We start from the raw sequence: 17,943 nt of genomic DNA, 5'->3' as shown, positions 1-17,943 counted from the left end.
CGGGAATGTCACGGTCCTGCCAGGACTCCGGGAATGTCACGGTCCAGACTCAGTAGGCGCCGTCGCGGCGCAGGACCGCGCCGATCGTCTTCCACAGGATCACCAGGTCCGCCGTGAAGGACCAGTTCTCGACGTAGTACAGGTCCAGCCGGACGCTGTCCTCCCACGTCAGGTCGGACCGGCCGCTCACCTGCCACAGCCCGGTGATGCCCGGCCGTACCAGCAGCCGCCGCGCCGCGTCCCTGCCGTACCGGGCGACCTCCGACGGCAGCGGCGGCCTCGGGCCGACGAGCGACATGTCGCCCCTGACGACGTTGAAGAGCTGGGGCAGCTCGTCCAGCGACCATTTGCGGATGAACCTGCCGACCCGGGTCACGCGCGGGTCGTGACGGATCTTGAAGAGCACCGCGTCCTTCTCGTTGCGCGCGGCGAGGTCCGCCAGCGCGGCCTCGGCGTCCACGACCATGGAGCGGAACTTGTACACGGTGAACCGCCGTCCGCCGAGCCCGACGCGGGTCTGCCGGAATATGGCCGGGCCGGGGCTGTCGAGGCGCACGGCCAGCGCGACGACCGCGAGCACCGGGAGCAACGCGAGGACGGCCAGCGCCGCGACCGCGCGTTCGAGCAGGTCCTTGGCCGTGCGGCGCGGCCCGGCCAGTTCGGGCGCCTCGACGTGCAACAGCGGCAGCCCGCCGACGGGCCGGGTGTGGATCCGCGGCCCGGTGACGTCGGTGAGCGCGGGCGCGACGATCAGGTTGACGCCCATGTCCTCCAGCTCCCAGGCCAGCGCGCGCATCCGGGGGATCGTCAGGCCCGTCGCCGCGACGGTGTCGGCGCCGGCCCGGGTCACGGCCCGCCGCACGTCGTCGACGGTGCCCAGCACGGGGACGTCCGGCAGGGAGGGCAGCGCGTCGTCGTACCCGTCTGAGAGGCACACCCCGGCGACCGCGTACCCGGCCTGCGCCTCCCGCCGCAGCTCGCGGATCAGGTGCGTGACGCGGAACTCGGTGCCCACCACGAGCACGCGGTGTGACCAGGACGCGTCGCGCGCCCTGAGGCGGCGCAGCCACGTGCGGGCTGCGCACCGCCAGCCGAGCAGGGCCGCGGTGCCGACCGGGCAGGCGAGCGCGACGAAGCCGCGGGCCAGGGGCAGGTCGAGCACGTAGCAGGTGATGCCCACGAACGCCGCGAGGTACAGGCTGCCGTTGGCCACCCGGCGGTACTCGTCGATGCCGTAGCCGAGCATCCGGCCGTCGTAGGAGCGCGTCTGGTGCAGGCAGAGCAGCCAGGCCGCCGCGATCACCAGGCCGACCAGGTGGTAGGGGACGCCGGCCATGACGGGCGGGCGCCAGCCGAACCGGCCGCCGTAGGAGCCGACGACGACGGCGCACACGACGAGCGCGTCCCCGGCCACCAGACGGCGCTGGTAGCGCCCCACCCAGGACGGCGCGGAAGCGGCGGTGACCGGCCTGGACAGGGACGTGGCGGTCATTACCGCCGCTCCGGCGCGGCCACCAGCGAGCGGTAGAGCGACTCGGTGCGGTCGGTGGCGACGTCCCAGGAGTAGCGGGCGAGCACGTCCTCGGACCTGATCCGGGCACTGTCGCGCTCGGCGTCGAGGGAGGAGAGCACGCGCACCAGTACGTCCCGCAGGTGCTCGTGGTCGCCCTGGCGGAACAGCCGCCCGCCCGGGCCCTCCTCCTCGATCACCTCGCGGTGGCAGCCGAGGGAGCTGGCGATGGTCGGCAGGCCGTAGGAGGAGGCCTCGAGCAGCGCGAGCGGCAGCCCCTCCAGGTGCGAGGGCTGTACGTAGACGGCGGCGTGGCGGTAGAGCGAGGCCAGGTCATCGCCGTAGAGGTAGCCCAGCATGTGCACGCGCGGGTCGCCCGCCGCCAGCGCGTTCAGCTCGTGGACGTACTCGTCGGTGTAGGACGAGCCGCCCACGATGGCGAGCCGCATGTCTCCCGGCACCTCGCGGAACGCCCGGATGAGCAGGTCGATGGCCTTCTCGGGCACCAGGCGCCCGACGAACAGGACGTACCGCCCCGGGGTCAGGCCGCGTTCGACGACGGGCGCGGCGGAGACGGCCGCGGTCGGCCGTTCGACGCCGTTCGCGATGTGGACGGTCGGGCGCTCGCGGAGCGCCGCGTACTCGTCGGCGATCTCGCGGGAGACGCCGATGACCGCGTCGGGCACGCGCTCGCTCAGCCAGCGGGCGCTGCGCAGCACGGCCTTGGCCGCGCCTCCCCACTTCTGCCGGCGGTCGTCGCGCCCGTGGATGGTCTGTACGACCCGCGCGCGCGACAGGTAGCGGGGCAGCGGGGCGAACAGGCCTGGGCCGAGCGCGTGGTAGTGCAGGATGTCGTGGCCGTCCGCGAGGGCGGCCATGGTGGACACCAGGCTGTGCGCGAGGGCGTCGAAGTGCTTGGTGCCGAGGGTGGGTAGGTGCCGCAGCCGCACGCCGTCCACGGTCGATGGCCGTTCCAGGACGTAGTTGTTGCGGCAGTAGACGGTCACCTCGTGACCTCGGGCGGCGAGCCGCCGCCCGAGGTGCGCGACGTGGTGCTCGATGCCCCCGAAGGTGGCCGGGATGCCGCGCTGGCCGATCATGGCTATGCGGAGCACCCGCCGATCGGCGGACGCCGGGGAATGTGCGATGGAACCTGTAGTCTCGGCCGCGGGCATGCCCGAACTCCCCAAATATGACAATCGCGGAACGCGCCTCTGCGTGGACGCTAGGGAATTTCGGACGGCCCCGGAAAGGGGGGTCCGGGGTATTTCCGCGCTCTTCACCGACGGTTGGCCCCCGCGACCTCGCGCGGGCGCGCCGCAGTCGGTGGGACCTTTCCCCGGGGGAGAAATTCATGGCCGCGCTCTTGATCGTTAACGATCCGTACCGCCGCGGGTCGATAAGTTCCAGATAAGATCTTCGGCCCTCTCGGGATGGAACCCGCGCTTGAGCTGCGATTGGGTGGCCGGGTCGGGCAGGGGGCGGGCACACCTCGGTATTTCCTGCATTCCATACGGGTTTTATCGGTTAGTCAAGGCCTGAACAACCCGTCAAAGATGAAATTTACGGCACCAGTCATTTCAGTTCGCGTATTTATCGGTTCGCCTGATGGTCGCTGTGCGATACGGGTCGCAGGCGCTATAAATGGCTGGTCCTTGGGAGGAGAAATCGTGATCCGCGTGGTCGCGGCCGTACTCGCGGTCCTGACCGTTCTGTGCGCCACCGCGTGCACGGCCGGCCCGCAGCGGCCCGCCCCCGGAACGACCCCGGTCCATCGGCAGCCGCCCGAGCAGCCCTTCGGTCTGAAGTGGGACGGCTACCAGCACCCGCCTACCCCCCACGACGCCGTCATTGAGGCGTACGGGGGAGGTGGCACGTTCCACGAGATCGTCTGGTGCGCCGTCGAGCCGCGTCGGGGCGAGCGCAACTGGTGGCTCGACGACCGCGTCGTGAGCGACCTGCTCGCCTACGGCTACCGCGTCATGCTGCGCATCCGCGTCGGGTCCTGCTGGGCGAGCGGCCGGCCCGACGCCGAGCGCCCGCGCGTCGCCGTGTCCTACCCGCCCGCCGACACGGCCGCGTACGAGGCGTTCGTGCGTGACACGGTGACCCGCTACGCCGCCAAGGGCGTACACCTGTACGGCATCGAGAACGAGATCGACGCCTTCACGAGCTGGGGCGTGGACCCGCGCGAGTACCAGGTGGTCGGGCGCGCCGGGGCGCGGGCCGTGCGGGCGGCGGACCCCGCCGCCAAGGTGCTGGACGCCGGGGTGGCCAGCGCCGGCTACGGCATCACCGTCGCCAAGGCTCTGCTGGACGCCGGGCAGCCCGACCGGGCCCTCACCTTCTACCGCGACTTCTACGCCGGACGCGGCGACGGCAACTTCCCCCTCGCGAACAGCGCGGACGAGCTGCGGGCCGCGTTCGCGCTGCCGAGGGCCCAGCGGGCCATCACAGCCCAGGACGCGGTCTTCGAACTGGACAGGGAAGGCGTCTTCGACATCGTCCAGCTCCACTACTACGCGGGCTGGTCGGCCGTGCCCGACGTCATCGACCACATCCGCGCCAAGGTGCCGGCGAGCATGCCGATCGAGGCGTGGGAACTGGGCACCTACTGGCCGGGCTCGGACTACGACCCCGCGCTGCACGGCACGGAGACCGCCAAGGTGGTCGCCCTGCTCCTCGCCCGCGGCGTCAAGCGGATCGTCTACCTTCCGCTGAACTACAAGACGAAGGGGGCGCTCGTCTCCTCGGAGCACTGGCGCGGGTTGTACGGCGCGGACAACGTCGCCCGCCCGGCCAAGCTGGTGTACGACAAGTTCAGGGAACACTTCGCGACCGGCACCTGGCATCCCGTGGCACGTCAGGGGCTCAGCGGCGGGCTCGCCGACCAGGGGGCCACGACGACGATGGTCCTCTGGAGCACGAGCGGGGCGCCCGTCGCCCAGCCCCTGCCCGCCGTCGACCCCTCCCGCCCCATCGCGGTGACCGCGCTGCCGAACGGCCGCTCGTGGTCCTGGACGAGCGGGACTCTCGAGGTCGGTACGGAACCGCTCATCGTCACCTTCCCCGCGCCCTACACGGACGCGCTGCGCTGGCTGGAGGCGGCATGATCCCGCACAGCTCCACCTTTGGCAGGCCCCGGACCCACGTCGAGCGCAGCCTGCTCGCCGCGAGCGTGCTCGCGATCGTCCTCGCGGTGTACTGCGGCGTCGTTTTCGCCTCGGGCGCGCCGCGCAGCGCGTGGATCCTGCCCGTGGCGCTGGTGATGGCCGGCGCGCTGACCGTCGTCGCCATCACCCGGTTCACGCTGTTCCTGGTCATCGTCCTCGCGATCCGATCGAGCCTGGACGCCGCCAAGCTGGCCAGCATCGACGACACGGTGGACGCGGGAGGCGGGCAGCCGACCGCCTCCAGCCTGTTCGACCCGTCCTCGATGCTCGCGGTGCTGTTCATCTGCGCCGGGCTGGCCTGGCTTGTCGTTCAGGGACGCCGTCCCGCCGAGCTGCGCCCGTACCCGGCGGTGCCGCGGGCGGCCCTGGCGTTCTTCGGCGCGTGCCTGCTCAGCCTGCTCGGCTCCCGGGCCCCGGCCGTCAGCGTCGGCGAGGTCCTGCGCGTCCTGGCCTTCCTGATCATGATCTTCGTTGTCGAGCGGCTGGTGTCCGACGACCCGACCCGCAGAGGGCCGCTGCTCGGCGCGGTGTTCGCCTCCGCCGTGGTCCCGGTGCTGGTCACGTTCTACCAGGTCGTCACCGGGAACGGCCTGGTGGACCTGGACGGGCTCATGCGGCCGGTCGGCACCTTCTGGCACCCGAATTCGCTCGGCGGGTTCTGCTACATGATCATGATCATGGGCGTGGCGATGCTGTGGCACGTGCGCGGGCGCGCGCGGTTGGGGCTCGTCCTGCTCGTCGCGGGCCTCGGCACCGCCCTGGTCGCCACCGCCGCACGCGGTGCGTGGATCGCGGCGCTCATCGGCGTGCTCGTGGTCGGGGTCCTCCAGGACCGCCGCGTCATCTACGCGGCCCTCGTCGCCGTCGGGGGAGTGCTCGTCGCGGTGCCCTCGGTGCTGCAGCGGTTCTCCGACCTGTCGCAGAACTACACGGCGGGCGGCTACGAGGCCAACTCGCTCGTGTGGCGGTTCAACCACTGGATCGAGGCGACCAGCCTGCTGCCCGAGAACCCGATCACCGGCACCGGGCTCGGCACCGCGCGGCTGATCCTCTACAAAGAGGTGCACAACGACTACGTCCGGGCGCTGGTCGAGTCCGGGATCGTCGGCCTGCTGGCCTATCTCGGCCTGCTGGCCGCCCTGTTCATCGCCGCGCGGCAGGCGCTGCGCGCGACCTCCCCGGTGCCGGGCGTCCGCTCCCCGGACCCGTCACGCGGGATCGCCGTCGGCTTCACCGGCTGCGTGACCGCGTTCGCCGTGTCGGCCCTGACCGACAACATCATGACCGCCGTGGTCGTCATGTGGTATCTGGCGGTGTTCGCCGGGCTGGCCCTGTGCGTCGGGGCGCCCGGGAAGGAGACCCAGTGAGGGTTCTGCACGTCAACAAGTTCCTGTACCGCCGTGGCGGCGCGGAATCGTACATGCTGGGTCTGGCGGAGTTGCAGGTGAAGAACGGCGGCGAGGTGGCGTTCTACGCCATGGCGCATCCGGAGAACATCCCCTCGAAGTACGAGGAGCACTTTCCCCGGAACCTGGAGCTGAACCCGGCGCCTCGCGGCCCCATCGCCAAAGCCAAGGGCGTCGGCCGCATGCTGTGGTCCACCAGCGCCCGCCGCGGGATCGCCCGGGTGATCGCCGACTTCAAGCCCGACGTCGCGCACCTGCACAACATCTACCACCAGCTCTCACCCTCGGTGGTGTCCGCGCTGAGGGAGGCGGGCGTACCGGTCGTCATGACCCTGCACGACTGCAAGCTGGTCTGCCCGTCGTACTCTTTCCTCGACCACGGCAAGGTGTGCACCGCGTGTGTCGGCGGCAGCCTGCGCGAGGCGGTGCGCCGCCGCTGCAAGGACGATTCCCGTTCGGCCAGCGCGGTGCTCGCGGCGGAGACCTGGCTGCACCGCCGGTTCGGCGCGTACGACGGGGTGAACGTCTTCATCAGCCCCAGCAAGTTCCTGGCCGGGCAGCTCACCACCGCCGAGGTCTACCCCGACCGGCTGCGCGTGCTCGACAACTTCGTCGACCTCACGGACCCGCCGCAGAAGACCGAGCCGGGAGGCCCGCTGGTGTGCGTCGGCCGCCTGCACGAGGGCAAGGGCGTCGACACGGCGATCCGCGCGATGAGCCTGCTCGGCGCGGACGCGCGGCTGGTCATCGCGGGGGAGGGGCCCGACCGCGAGCGGCTGGAGAAGATGGCCGCCGACCTCGTGCCCGGCCGCGTCACCTTCCTCGGCCGCAGGTCGCGCGAGGAGGTGCTGGAGCTCGTCCGCTCGGCCACCGCCCTGCTGGTGCCGTCCCGCTGGCACGAGAACCAGCCGATGACGATCCTGGAGGCGTTCTCCTGCGGCGTCCCGGTGATCGGCACTGCGGTGGGCGGCATCGGCGAGCTCATCACCGACGGCGCCACCGGGCGGCTGGTGCCCCCGGAGGTCCCCATGGAGCTGGCGTCCGCGGCGCTGGCCCTGCTGCGCGACCCGCAGAAAAGCCTGTCGATGGGCAGGTCCGCGCGCATGACGGCGAACGCCCGCTTCTCTCCCGAACGGCACATGAGCGCCCTCGGGGAGATCTACGCCGAGGCCCGCCGCGCGGGCCTCCGGGCGAAGAAGTGACCACAGCGAGACGGGAACCAGAGATGACGTCGGTAGACGAAGTACGTCCGGACCGCGGCAAGGGCGTGCGCTCGCGTCTGATAGGCCAGCCGAACTCCTTGAACACGGGATTCCGCGCCAAGCGCATGGGAATGCTGCTGGAACGGTTCCCCGACCTCGCGCGGATGGAGGTCATCGACCTGGGCGGCACCGTGCGCACCTGGACCCGATCTCCGGTGCGACCCGCCCACGTGCACCTGGTCAACCCCGAGCCGCCGGTCAAGGGCGTCGCCGACGACGTGCTGCCCGACTGGGTGACCATGGAGATCGGTGACGCCTGCGCTCTGCCACCCCACATCACCGGCCGCCGGTTCGACCTGGTCTTCTCCAACTCGGTGATGGAGCACGTCGGCGGGCACGAGATGCGCAGGCGGTTCGCCGATTCCGTCCACATGCTCTCGGATCGCCACTGGGTGCAGGTGCCCCACCTGTACTTCCCGGTCGAGCCGCACTGGGTGTTCCCGCTGTTCCAGTTCCTGCCGCTGCCGGTGCAGACGACCATCGCCGCCAAGTGGCCTCTGTCGGCGTGGGGCAAGCGCCCCCGTACCCGGGCCGAGGCGCTGCCTCTGGTGATGGAGGTCGAGCTGATGAGCCGTACTCATATGCGGAATTACTTCCCCGGCTCTACGCTGATCGCCGAGCGCTTCGCCGGGTTCACCAAGTCGCTGATCGCCTGTAGGGCTTCCTGAGGGAAGGAAGGCGCGCGGCCGTACGGCCGCGCGCCGCGCTCATCTCGTCGAGCTGGGCGAGGGAACGGCCTGCGTGGTTTCGTGCGGCATGACTTCGACGACCCCCACGAGTTCCCCGTCCTTGGTGAGCCGGTAGGCGTAGGAGCCCATCGTCTCGAAGACGTGCGTGAACGTGCCGCCCGGCGGGATGTCGCCCGAGGGCTTCGTGCCGTCGATCAGGCGCACCGAGGCGCTCTTCGCCGTGTCGTTCTTCCAGGTGATCGTCGTGCCGGCGCCGGTGATCAGCTGCTTGGGGATCGGCCCGGCGTCGGTGAGCCTGACCATGGCGCCGTTGGCGATCCGCGCGGTTTCGGCGGAGGTGAGCGGCGCCGCGGTCGCGGTCGGAACGCGAGACTTGTTCGGGGGGGTCTGGTCCTCCTGGCCCACCGCGCAGCCGGCCGCACACAGCAGCCCCGCCATGGACACCGAAATCGTGATCACCGCTCTTCTCATGACATCGCACTCTCGGCGAAGAAAGCGCCGCGAGCCGGTCCGTGGAGTGCGTAGACGGTAAACGAATTGAAAAATCCTTGGACTGGTTTCCGGAATGCCGTAATACCCGTTTTGCTCATCTCGCGTTCTCGGTGCCGACATTCCAGGTTAGTTGGCGAACGGCGCGACTGCACCTGATGATCCCAGTGGTGCCGCGATGAGACCACCCCTACGGGGGGTGGGCCGCGGACCGACGTTCCCCTATCCCCAGAGGATTGAGGATTCATGTCCATCGAAAGTCCCGAAAAGACGAGCCGGTTCCGCGGCATGGCCAAGCGCTTCGCCGCTGTGGCCGCCGTGTTCGCCTCGGCGAGCCTCATCGCGCTCCCGGCGTCGGCGGCGCTCCCCGACTTCGCCGACGGCAAGTTCAACTTCATGATGAACGGCGCGGGGTCGGACACGACCTACTTCGCCATGCAGGACATGGACGACCTGTTCAACGAGTCGCCGGGCTGCAACCTGATCGTCCCGCCGGCGCTGCCGCAGTTCACCTGCGGTCCCGACACGGCCACCACCGTGCTGACGGAGAACTACGACCACGAGGTCGCCGCCGAGATGTTCCCGCAGGGCTCCTCGGCCGGTCTGCGCGTGCTCTGCCAGGAGAACGACGGCCTGACGGGCACCCTGTACTACAGCTACGCGCGTTCCTCCTCGGCTCCGGCCAGCGCTCCCAGCGAGTGCAAGAACGACACCAAGGACAAGCTGCGCTACGTCGGCTGGGCCAAGGACGCCGTGGCCATCCCGCGGTGGACCGGCGGCCCCTCCGACGGCGTGGGCAACCTGACGCTGGACCAGCTCAAGCAGATCTTCCTCGGCACGCCCCCCGCCGGCAGCCCGCCCGGGACCGTCGGCACCTGCAACCACAACTGGAACGAGTTCGGCGGCGGCAACGCGGCCATCCGCGTGAACGGCATCCAGACCAGCTCCGGCACCTACTCGACGTGGCAGGGCTTCCTCGGCGGCGACCCGAACACCTGTGTCGCGGCCACCGGCGGCCAGGTCCTGTTCGAGAACAACTGCACCCCGATCAACACCCTGCCTGCCGTCGACCGTCAGCGCTCGATCTGGGCCCTGTCCTTCGGCAAGTACACCACCGGTGAGGCCGACTGCAGCACCGCCGCCGCCCCCACCGCGCTGATCAGCGTGAACAGCGTCGCCGCGTCGCCCGCCACGATCCAGAACGGCACCTACCAGTTCAACCGCACCCTGTTCAACGTCTACCGCCGCAGCGGCCCGCCGTGGATCCAGGGCTTCGTGGGCGAGGCCGGCTGGATCTGCAAGCCGAACGCCCTGCACAGCAAGCCGGTCGGCGACCCGAACCCGGGCCAGGAGAACGGCAACGTCGACCGTAACTGGGGCGTGGCGATCGACAAGGTCATCACCTCCAACGGCTTCGTGAAGGTCAACCCGACCGGCAACAAGTGCGTCACGTTCGACGTGAACTGACGTAGTCACCGGTCACAGCAGCACCCCCGTGAAACCCGTCCGGGCCGGGCTCCCAGAGCCCGGCCCGGTTCGGCCGTTCGCGGGGCTTTCCCGTCCGTCATGCCCGCGAGGTCCTGGCGTGCCGGGGATCAGAAACAGGCTCCAAGTGTTCGTCGGGAGAACACGTGCTCAGCTTCGTCATCGGTACCGGGCGTTGCGGGTCGACGCTCGTTCACGAGGTGCTCGCGCGGCACCCCGAGGTGGGGTTCGTCTCCAACCTCGACGACAGGTACGCCCGCTGCCCCGGCTGGATCCGCCGCAACAGCGGCACGATCTACCGCCGGGTGCCGCCCCGGCTGACCGCCAAGGGCCGGCTGCGCTACGCCCCCTCCGAGGCCTACAGCGCGCTCGCCCGCGAGGTGTCCCCGGTGCTCGTGGACCCGTTCCGGGACCTGCTGGCCTCCGACGTCACGCCCTGGCTGGCCAAGCGCATGCGGACCTTCTTCGAGTCCCGCGCCGAGGCCGAGGGCGCCCCGCTGTACCTGCACAAGTTCACCGGCTGGCCGCGCACGGGCTTCCTCCGGGAGATCTTCCCCGAGGCGCGGTTCGTCCACATCGTCCGTGACGGGCGCGCCGTGGCCAACTCGCTGCTGCAGATGCCCTGGTGGCGCGGGCACCTCGGGCTTCAGGGCTGGTCCTTCGGGCCTCTGCCCGAGCACTACGGACGCGAGTGGGACGCCGAGGGGCGCTCGCTCGTCCACCTCGCCGGCCTGTCCTGGAACCTGATGATCGACGCCTATGAGGCGGCCCGTGAGGCCCTTCCCGAGGACGCCTGGCTGGAGGTGCGCTACGAGGACATCGTGGCGGACCCGCGCAAGCATCTCGAGGTCGTCCTGGAGTTCCTCGGTCTGCCCTGGACGCCCGGCTTCGAGCGCGGCTTCGCCAGGTACTCCTTCTCCGCCGGCCGGGCCGACGCCTTCCGCCGGGACCTCACCTCCGCCCAAGTCGCCCTGCTCGACCGCTCACTGGGCGAGCACCTCAGGCGGCTCGGCTACGAGGTTTAGGAGGGCTCGCTCCGGCGGAGGACCAGCGCTGAGCCTGGCTCAGCGCCCGGCGGCGGAGGATCAGGTGAGCCGGCGGTGCTCGCCGGTGCGCTCGCCGCCCCCGTTGAGCATCCGGACGTCCGAGTCGATCATCCGGACGTCCGACTCGATCACCCGGACGTCGTGGTCAGGGCCGGGCGCGGGCGGCATCGCCTGCACCGCCGAGACCCGCGGCGGCGGGAGGTGGGTCACCGGGCGGCGCTGGCGCAGCAGCTCGCGCAGCAGCAGGATGACGACCGCCAGGAGCGCTCCGACGCCGCCCGCCATCGCCGCCGACCTCGCCACGAGCGGCGACTTCGCGACCGCCTCACCCTCGGGGGTGACCGGCCGGATCGACGCCTTGGACTGGGCCAGCCGCGCCTCGGCCTGGTACAGCGTCTGCGTGACCTGCACCAGATAGCGGTTGGCCTGGTCGGACTCGTTCTGCAGCGCGAGGAACGGCACCAGGTCGGGCGTGAGGGCGGCGAGCTGCTTCTGCCGGTTGCTGATGGCCTTGAGGATCTCGTTCTTGTCCCGGGTGCCGGTCGGAGCCGCCAGCTCCGACTGCAGCCGGGTGATCTCGGCGTACAGCACGCGGTAGCGGTCGGGGGCCAGCCCGTTCTTCCTCACCACCTTGGCCATGGCCTTGGCGCTGTCGTCGGCGGTGCGCCGCGCCGTCGCGACGTCGGACTTCGCGCGCTGGATGTACGGGTCGACCAGCGCGTCCACGGCGGCGATGGCCACGGCGCGGGTGACGGCCGCCGCCTTCACCGGGTCCTCGCCGGTGTAGATGACCTGGACGACGGTGCCGCGCTCCTTGACGCCGTCGGGCCGCGCGGTGGTCAGCCCACCGGCGATCGCGGCGGCGGCGAGGCCCGTCTTCCTGGCCGCGGCCTCGGTCACCGCGGCCGAGCCGACCAGCGTGCGGAAGTTGGCGACGGACTGCTCGGCGAGGGCGGCGCCGGCGGCGTCCGGGGTGGTCACCTGCAGCTCGACGACGTGCTGGTAGGTGAGCGGCTGGAGGTACGCCCAGCCGGCGCCGCCCGCCGCGGCGACGATGGGAATGGCGGCCAGCGGAACGATGATCCCGCGATACCGTCGCCCATATTCGGAGAGTTCCATCGTGTCTCCTCGGGTGACTCGTCGGATGGATGTCATGGCCGATGACGCCCGCCCGGGGCCCATGGGCGCGGGCTTCGCGGCGGACGGCGGGAGGGGGGAGGTCACGGACGTCGGCACCAGAGGCGGTGAGGAGTCCGGCGGCTCGGTCTCGCGCAGCGCGGTGTGGAACTGCCGGATCCACAGCGCCGCCCCGGCGAGGTTGGCGAGCGCCAGCCCCGTCGCGGCGCCCACGGCGCCGTCGAGCGCGGCCCCCACCACGCTGAAGCCGATGTAGAGGGGGGCGAACATCAGGCGGACGGCCGGGCTGCGGCGGGTGTCGCCGAGCGCGCGCAGCCCGACGACCGGGCCCGTCATGGCCGCGACACACGCGTACAGCAGGGCGGTCGGCAGCAGGATGGACTCGGCCAGTTCCCACGAACCGCCGACCAGCGCCCGTCCGACGCCCGCGGGCAGGACCAGCGCGATCACCGTATAGGCGGCGGCCACCACGACCAGGGCTCCGGACTGGGCGACCACCGTCGTGCGCAGGGTCGCGACCGAGCGCCTCAGCGCGCCCACGGCCTGCGGGATGGCGACGAGGCCGCCCGCCTGCAACAGCACGTTCAACGGCCCGAACACCACCTCGGCCGCGCGGATCGCGCCGAGGACCTGAAGCCCGCCCGCCCAGCCGATGGCCAGCATGGCGAGGTTGCGCCCGCCCATCCGCGCCAAGAACTCGACGGTGTAGGCGGGCAGCAGGTCCCACACCGCGCGGATCCACCGGCGGGCCCGCCACGGGGCCGGCAGGACGCGGGCCTGCACCGCCCCGGCCACGGCGGCGACGGTCGCCGAGACGGCCCACGCCGCTACGATCGCCCCCACCGTCGGGTGGCCGGAGCCGATGACCCAGCCGACCCCCACCACCTGGCCGGCGGCCCAGATGACGTCGTTCAGGATGGCCTGCCCCGGCCGGTCCGCGGCGATGAACGCGAACCGCCAGGCGTCCTTGAGCAGCAGCCCGGGAAGGAAGACCGCCAGCGGCAGCACCGCCTCGGCCACCGCGCCCCCGTACAGGGGCACGACGGCCAGTAGCAGCAGCCCGCCGAGCAGGCCGATCACCAGCGCGAGCCCGGTCGACTCGCGCACGCCGCGCCGGTGCTGCTCCGGCGGCACATGGCTGAACCGGACGAGCAGCGGCTCGGAGACGACCGTCCGCGAGAAGCCCAGCACGATCATGTACAGGGTGTTGGCGATCGCGAACGCGCCGAGCGCCGCGACGTTCACCTCCCGGGCCACCACCACGGTCAGCGCGATGCTGGTCGCGCTGGCCAGGGCCTGGTCGGCGATGCCCCACGCGGTCTTCGGCGTGAACGGGAGCCGGCGGCGAAGCCTCGTTGCCTGCACCGCGGCTCAGAACGTCGAGGGGAACAGGCGGGCGAGCGCCTCGAACCAGATCAGCACCATCGCGAGCAGCGCGGGAGTGGTGAGCACATAGGTCGACGCCCGGCGCCACCGGCGATACAGCGCGAACGTTCCGGTCAGCAGGCCGAAGAACACCACGCCCCAGCCGATGCTCGGCCACCACGCCGTCGGATCGCGCCCGAGGCCCAGTTCGTCCACCTTGACCTGGTTCTTGTCCAGGGTCTTCAGTGAGGCGGGCTGGCCGTCAAGCCGCGCGACCACCGCGAGCCTGCCGCCGCCGCCCGTGTCCAGGGTGGTCAGCAGCGTGAGCCGGTTGACGATCGTGGCCTGCGAGAGGAAGTCCTGCTCGCCGGTCTTGGCGCGCATCGTCGTCTCGACGGTGTAGGAGAACTTGCCCTCCTGCGTGGTGACAAAGATCTTGTCCCCGGGCTCCAGCTCGCCGATGCGGGCCAGAGGCGCGCCGTACAGATCGCGGTGCCCGGCGAGGATGGCGTTTCCGGCCTGGCCCGGCATCGGCGACGGCCGGTAGTGGCCGACCGCCGACCTGAGCTCGGCCGTGCCGGTGCCCTGCACCACGGCCTCGTGCGTGCCGAACTTGGGGATCTCCAGCAGCGCGATGGGTTCGCCGCGCGGCGGGTTGGCCGCCAGGTTCGGGTCGCCGGGCTGGGGGGCCGCCGCGATGGCCGCCGAGATCTTGAACTTGTCGTTGATCTGGTCGAACATGATCCGCTGGTTGCGCTCGTAGGTCAGGTGGCCGAACCACGACGCGTAGAACGAGAAGGCGACCAGCAGCGCGCCCATCACGATGAGAGCGCTCATCGCGACGCCGCCGAGCTTGCGCACCTCCGGGGGGAGGCCGTCGATCTGCTTCCGCAGCCTGCGCCACCAACTCTCCCGCTTCTGCGGCATGTACCCGGGCATGCGGTACATCGGCCCGGCCGGGCCCGGTGGCATCGGGCGCCCGAAGGGCTGCGCGAACGGCTGTCCGTACGCCTGCGTGAACGGCTGGCCGTACTGCTGTGTGTACGGCTGACCGGGCGGCGCCGCCTGAGCGGCCGCCGGATGGCCGGCGGTCTGCGTGGCCGCCGCCGCGTGCGCCTGCGGCGAGTCCGGCGTGGACACGGCCGTCTGCGCCGGCGCCCCCCCGGCCGGAGGTGCCGGTGGCACGGCCGGGCCGGTGGGCATGGTCTGGCCGGGCAGGACCGTCTGGCCCACGGGAGCGCCGTAGGGCGCCGGCATGCCGTACTGCGGGGGAACGCCGTACTGCGGGGGAACGCCGTACGCCGTCCCGTAGCCCGGCGGCAGGGTGTACCCGGGCGGCAGGCCGGGCGACATTCCCGGAGGCAGCGGCGCCCACTGCCCGGGCGCGACCTGGATCCACGACGCCAGCGGGTTGTACGGCGCGGGAGGCGCGGGGGGCGCCGCCTGCGCGGGGGCGGGGACCGCCCCGAGGCGCAGGAGCGCGTTGTCGTAGCGTGCCCGCAGGGCCAGGGCCGCCGCCCTGCGCCCGGCGTCATGGGCGGGGACGGTCAGTTCGAGCTGCCCGAGCAGCACCGAGGCCGACCCCGCCTGGACGAGGGCGTTGGCGTGCTCGGGCCCACCGCCGGTCCCGGACACACGGGCGACCGTCTCCTCCAGCCGGGCGACGGCCTGCTCGGCCATCTCCAAGGCGGCTGAGTACGCTTCCTCGCCGCCGCCATCGGCGGACGACGCGACATCCATCGGGGTCATGCGCCGGAGCCTGGGGTCGTCGAGGGAGCCGCGCCGGAGTCCGTGGTGCCGGTGGGCGGCTTCGGTCCGCCGGTACCGGCGGCGGTGGCCGCGTTGGCACGGATCCGCCACAGCACGTACCCACGCCACGTGCCGCCGACAGACAGGGCGATCAGGCCGAGGATCAGCAGCAGGCTCGTCCGCGCGGCCCACGAGGCCGCCGGGATCGTGCCGCCGCGGACGGTGCCCTCGTTGGCCAGCGGCTGCGCGCTCGGGGTGGTGGTCGTCTGGGCGCCGGGCTGCTGGGCGCCGCCGTCGGGCACGGGCTGGCCGGTTCCGCCGGTTCCGGTGTCGGTGGTGGGTGGCGGTGTCGTGGCGCCGCCCGTGTTGGTGCCGCTGCGGTTCTCGATGGGCTGCTGGTTCGAGGAGCCGCCACTCCCACTGCCGCCGCTCTTGCCGGTGCCGGACGACTTGGTGGTGGCCCGCGGGGACGGGGTGTGCGTGATCCTCACGGTCGCGGTCGGGGCGGGCTTGGCGCCGCCGTCGAGGAGCTTCGCGTTGTTGTCGGGCGCGCCCGGCGTTCCCTCGTCGGTGGTCTTGTTCCCGTTACCGCCGCCCCCGTTTCCTCCGCCGCCGTTTCCTCCGCCATTGCCGTTTTCTCCGCCATTACCGGCAGGCGGGGGCGTGGCATCGTTCAGATCCAGCATGGCGGCGACCTGGAGCGACTGGTCGCGCAGCGTCTGAGGGAGCGGCGCGCCGCCGAGTTGCTCGACCTTGGCCTGGGCGGCGTCGCTGGCGACGTACCTGATGAACGCCGCCAGTGCCTTGCGCTTGTCCTGCGGCAGCGGGTTCTTACCGTCGGCGCCCCTCTTCGGCACCGCCAGGTAGTGGATCATCGGCAGGGGGTAGGCCGCCTCCGCATTCTTGGCGTCGAAGACGGGGGTGTAGATGCCGTCGTCGTTCTTCTTCATCGTCGCGAACGCCGCGAGGATCGAGTCCTTGGTCGGCGCGACGTACTTGCCGGCGGCGTTGAGCAGCGGGGAAACGCCAAGCGTGAACCCTCGCGCGGCGAACGCGTCCACCTCGGTGATGTCCAGGTACCCCAGCGAACCCCTGCCCGCGCGGTTCTGTTCCGCCTCCGGCAGGGGCACACCCTCTGAGTTCTTAGAGGTGAGAGATCCGAACTGCGTGGCGAGTTGCTGCGCGGTTTCGCTGCCGGACTGGACGCCGCGGGTGCCACCCCCCGCCGAGCCTTGGAGTTCCAGGCCACCCTCCGTGGGCTCGAAAGATGGGACGTTCGCGGCCAGCCACCCCGACAGGACCTGGTTCTGCGCGGACTTGCCCAGGCGGAAGACCGGGACGACGGACTTGGGAGGCAGCTCGCAGCCGTGGTTGTCCAGAGGCAGGATGGGTTGTTGCCCAGGTGCGGGCAGTCCCCCCCAGTTCTGGGTGTTGTTGCCCTGGGGCACGCCGGCGATGCCGAGCATGACCCCGAAGGCGCGGGGGCTCATCCGGGCGTCGCGGAGCGGCTGGCCGGCGATCTCCACCGAGTTGGCGACCGCGAGCGCCGTGAGCGAGATGGGAGCGTAGGCGACGTCTCCGCCGACCGTCTCCTTGTCGTAGTCGAGGCCAGTGACGGCGAAATCGCCACCGCGGTCAAATTTGCTCTGGAACCCGCTCTTGAGTACGCCGCCACCCTGTTCGGACGTCGTGCGGGAGAAGCCCACGTCCGCTGCCTTGGATGTGCCTCGCACGCCAGCCAGCCAAGCGTCGAATACTGTCCCAACATTGGCGGACCCGGTCCCATAGATGGACGCACCCACGAGCTCACCCGTGATCGGCGGCGGCACGGGCGGCGGCTTGTCCTCGGGGAAGTCCGGCAGGGGGAGCGCGGGGACAACGGTGTTGATCGGTTTTCCATCGCTGCCCATGGCGAAATTGAGGGGCTGGCTGGCCGCAGCCCGCGCGGGGTCCTTAATGCCCTCAGGTGTCACCGCCCGGGGATGCAGCATGATCGGAAAGTTGGGAGGAATTTGCCAGTCCAGTGGCTGGCTCCATTCGCACTCGCTGGCGATGACGGTGCACGCGGAGCCTGCTGCACAACTGAAGACAAGACTATCCAACGCAGACCCGCTCCCTTGGAGGCCGATCCGCGACAACGCCATCTCGCCTTGCTTGACGGTGAATGTCGCCGAGCCGCTGCCGTCGGCGTTGGTGGTGACCGCCTTCCGGAGTTGGTGAGCGCAGTACCGGTACGGGTCCCATGTAGTGCTGTTCATCAAGTTCCCGTGCTGGTACCAGGCCCGGCCGGGTGTCAGGCACTGGCTGAGTACGACCCGCGAGTTCGGGGTGAAGCCCGTCCACTTGACGGTGACGGCCTGCTGGGCGCCAAGCAGCTCGCTGGTGATTCCGTCCAGCCTGGTCTTGCCATCCGCGGACCACACCTCGACCGTAGGAGTCGGCTCCGCCGCACTCGCCGGGGACTGCGCGGTTGCCGGGCCGACCGCCAGGACCGCGGAACCCCCCATCACCACCACGGCCAGTAGCGCCAAACGCCTTCTTCGCAACACGTCCGCTCTCCTCGATGCCCGGAACGGGGCGTTCGACTCCGCTGCATATGCCCCGTATATAGGGAATCGCGCTGAGCCGCCTC

General features: G+C 71.1%; 12 protein-coding genes. 6 read left to right on the top strand and 6 right to left on the bottom strand.

Annotated features, from left to right (window positions below):
* Window positions 1-49: 49 nt before the first annotated feature.
* Complete coding sequence (locus AB0H21_RS14240) at window positions 50-1,492, bottom strand: sugar transferase (protein ID WP_358516141.1); 1,443 nt, start codon at window positions 1,490-1,492, stop codon at window positions 50-52.
* A complete protein-coding gene (locus tag AB0H21_RS14235) occupies window positions 1,492-2,625 on the bottom strand; it encodes a glycosyltransferase family 4 protein (protein ID WP_358516138.1) in 1,134 nt (377 codons plus the stop codon). Before AB0H21_RS14235 ends, AB0H21_RS14240 begins: the two co-directional genes overlap by 1 nt.
* A gap of 555 nt (window positions 2,626-3,180) precedes the next feature.
* Between AB0H21_RS14235 and AB0H21_RS14230 the strand changes: the two genes are divergently transcribed.
* From AB0H21_RS14230 to AB0H21_RS14215, 4 genes are read left to right on the top strand one after another with little or no spacing between them, the layout of a single operon-like run.
* Window positions 3,181-4,623, top strand: coding sequence for a hypothetical protein (locus AB0H21_RS14230; RefSeq protein WP_358516136.1), 1,443 nt, complete (start codon window positions 3,181-3,183; stop codon window positions 4,621-4,623).
* The gene (locus tag AB0H21_RS14225; RefSeq protein ID WP_358516133.1) at window positions 4,620-6,050 is read left to right on the top strand and encodes an O-antigen ligase family protein; all 1,431 of its coding nucleotides are present in this window, start codon (window positions 4,620-4,622) and stop codon (window positions 6,048-6,050) included. Before AB0H21_RS14230 ends, AB0H21_RS14225 begins: the two co-directional genes overlap by 4 nt.
* Window positions 6,047-7,291 carry a glycosyltransferase family 4 protein gene (locus AB0H21_RS14220; RefSeq protein WP_358516131.1) on the top strand — a complete coding sequence of 415 codons (1,245 nt, stop codon included), beginning with the start codon at window positions 6,047-6,049 and terminating at the stop codon, window positions 7,289-7,291. The genes AB0H21_RS14225 and AB0H21_RS14220 overlap by 4 nt, the downstream gene beginning before the upstream one ends.
* A 23-nt stretch (window positions 7,292-7,314) precedes the next feature.
* On the top strand, window positions 7,315-8,019 hold the full coding sequence (locus AB0H21_RS14215) for a hypothetical protein (RefSeq protein WP_358516128.1): 705 nt from the start codon (window positions 7,315-7,317) through the stop codon (window positions 8,017-8,019).
* A 39-nt stretch (window positions 8,020-8,058) separates the two neighbouring features.
* Here AB0H21_RS14215 and AB0H21_RS14210 read toward each other — a convergent pair whose 3' ends face one another.
* Window positions 8,059-8,499, bottom strand: coding sequence for a hypothetical protein (locus AB0H21_RS14210; protein ID WP_358516125.1), 441 nt, complete (start codon window positions 8,497-8,499; stop codon window positions 8,059-8,061).
* A 276-nt stretch (window positions 8,500-8,775) separates the two neighbouring features.
* Here AB0H21_RS14210 and AB0H21_RS14205 point away from each other — a divergent pair, with 276 nt between their 5' ends.
* Window positions 8,776-9,996 (top strand): substrate-binding domain-containing protein, encoded by a 1,221-nt coding sequence (locus tag AB0H21_RS14205; protein ID WP_358516123.1) that lies wholly within the window; start codon window positions 8,776-8,778, stop codon window positions 9,994-9,996.
* A 164-nt stretch (window positions 9,997-10,160) separates the two neighbouring features.
* A complete protein-coding gene (locus AB0H21_RS14200) occupies window positions 10,161-11,039 on the top strand; it encodes a sulfotransferase (RefSeq protein ID WP_358516120.1) in 879 nt (292 codons plus the stop codon).
* A gap of 60 nt (window positions 11,040-11,099) precedes the next feature.
* On the opposite strand, the gene AB0H21_RS14195 is transcribed toward AB0H21_RS14200, so the two are convergent.
* The 3 genes from AB0H21_RS14195 to AB0H21_RS14185 are packed head-to-tail and all read right to left on the bottom strand — an operon-like array spanning window position 11,100 to window position 17,860.
* Window positions 11,100-13,562, bottom strand: coding sequence for a hypothetical protein (locus tag AB0H21_RS14195; RefSeq protein WP_358516117.1), 2,463 nt, complete (start codon window positions 13,560-13,562; stop codon window positions 11,100-11,102).
* Window positions 13,563-13,568: 6 nt separating this feature from the next.
* Window positions 13,569-15,311 carry a sortase gene (locus AB0H21_RS14190; protein WP_358516115.1) on the bottom strand — a complete coding sequence of 581 codons (1,743 nt, stop codon included), beginning with the start codon at window positions 15,309-15,311 and terminating at the stop codon, window positions 13,569-13,571.
* On the bottom strand, window positions 15,308-17,860 hold the full coding sequence (locus AB0H21_RS14185) for a hypothetical protein (protein WP_358516112.1): 2,553 nt from the start codon (window positions 17,858-17,860) through the stop codon (window positions 15,308-15,310). The genes AB0H21_RS14190 and AB0H21_RS14185 overlap by 4 nt, the downstream gene beginning before the upstream one ends.
* Window positions 17,861-17,943: the final 83 nt, after the last annotated feature.

The organism is Sphaerisporangium sp. NPDC051011 (assembly GCF_040653595.1).
In the GTDB taxonomy this organism is placed as follows: domain Bacteria; phylum Actinomycetota; class Actinomycetes; order Streptosporangiales; family Streptosporangiaceae; genus Sphaerisporangium.
Note: the sequence above shows the minus strand (reverse complement) of the source record. Positions and strands in the feature narration are given on the sequence as shown.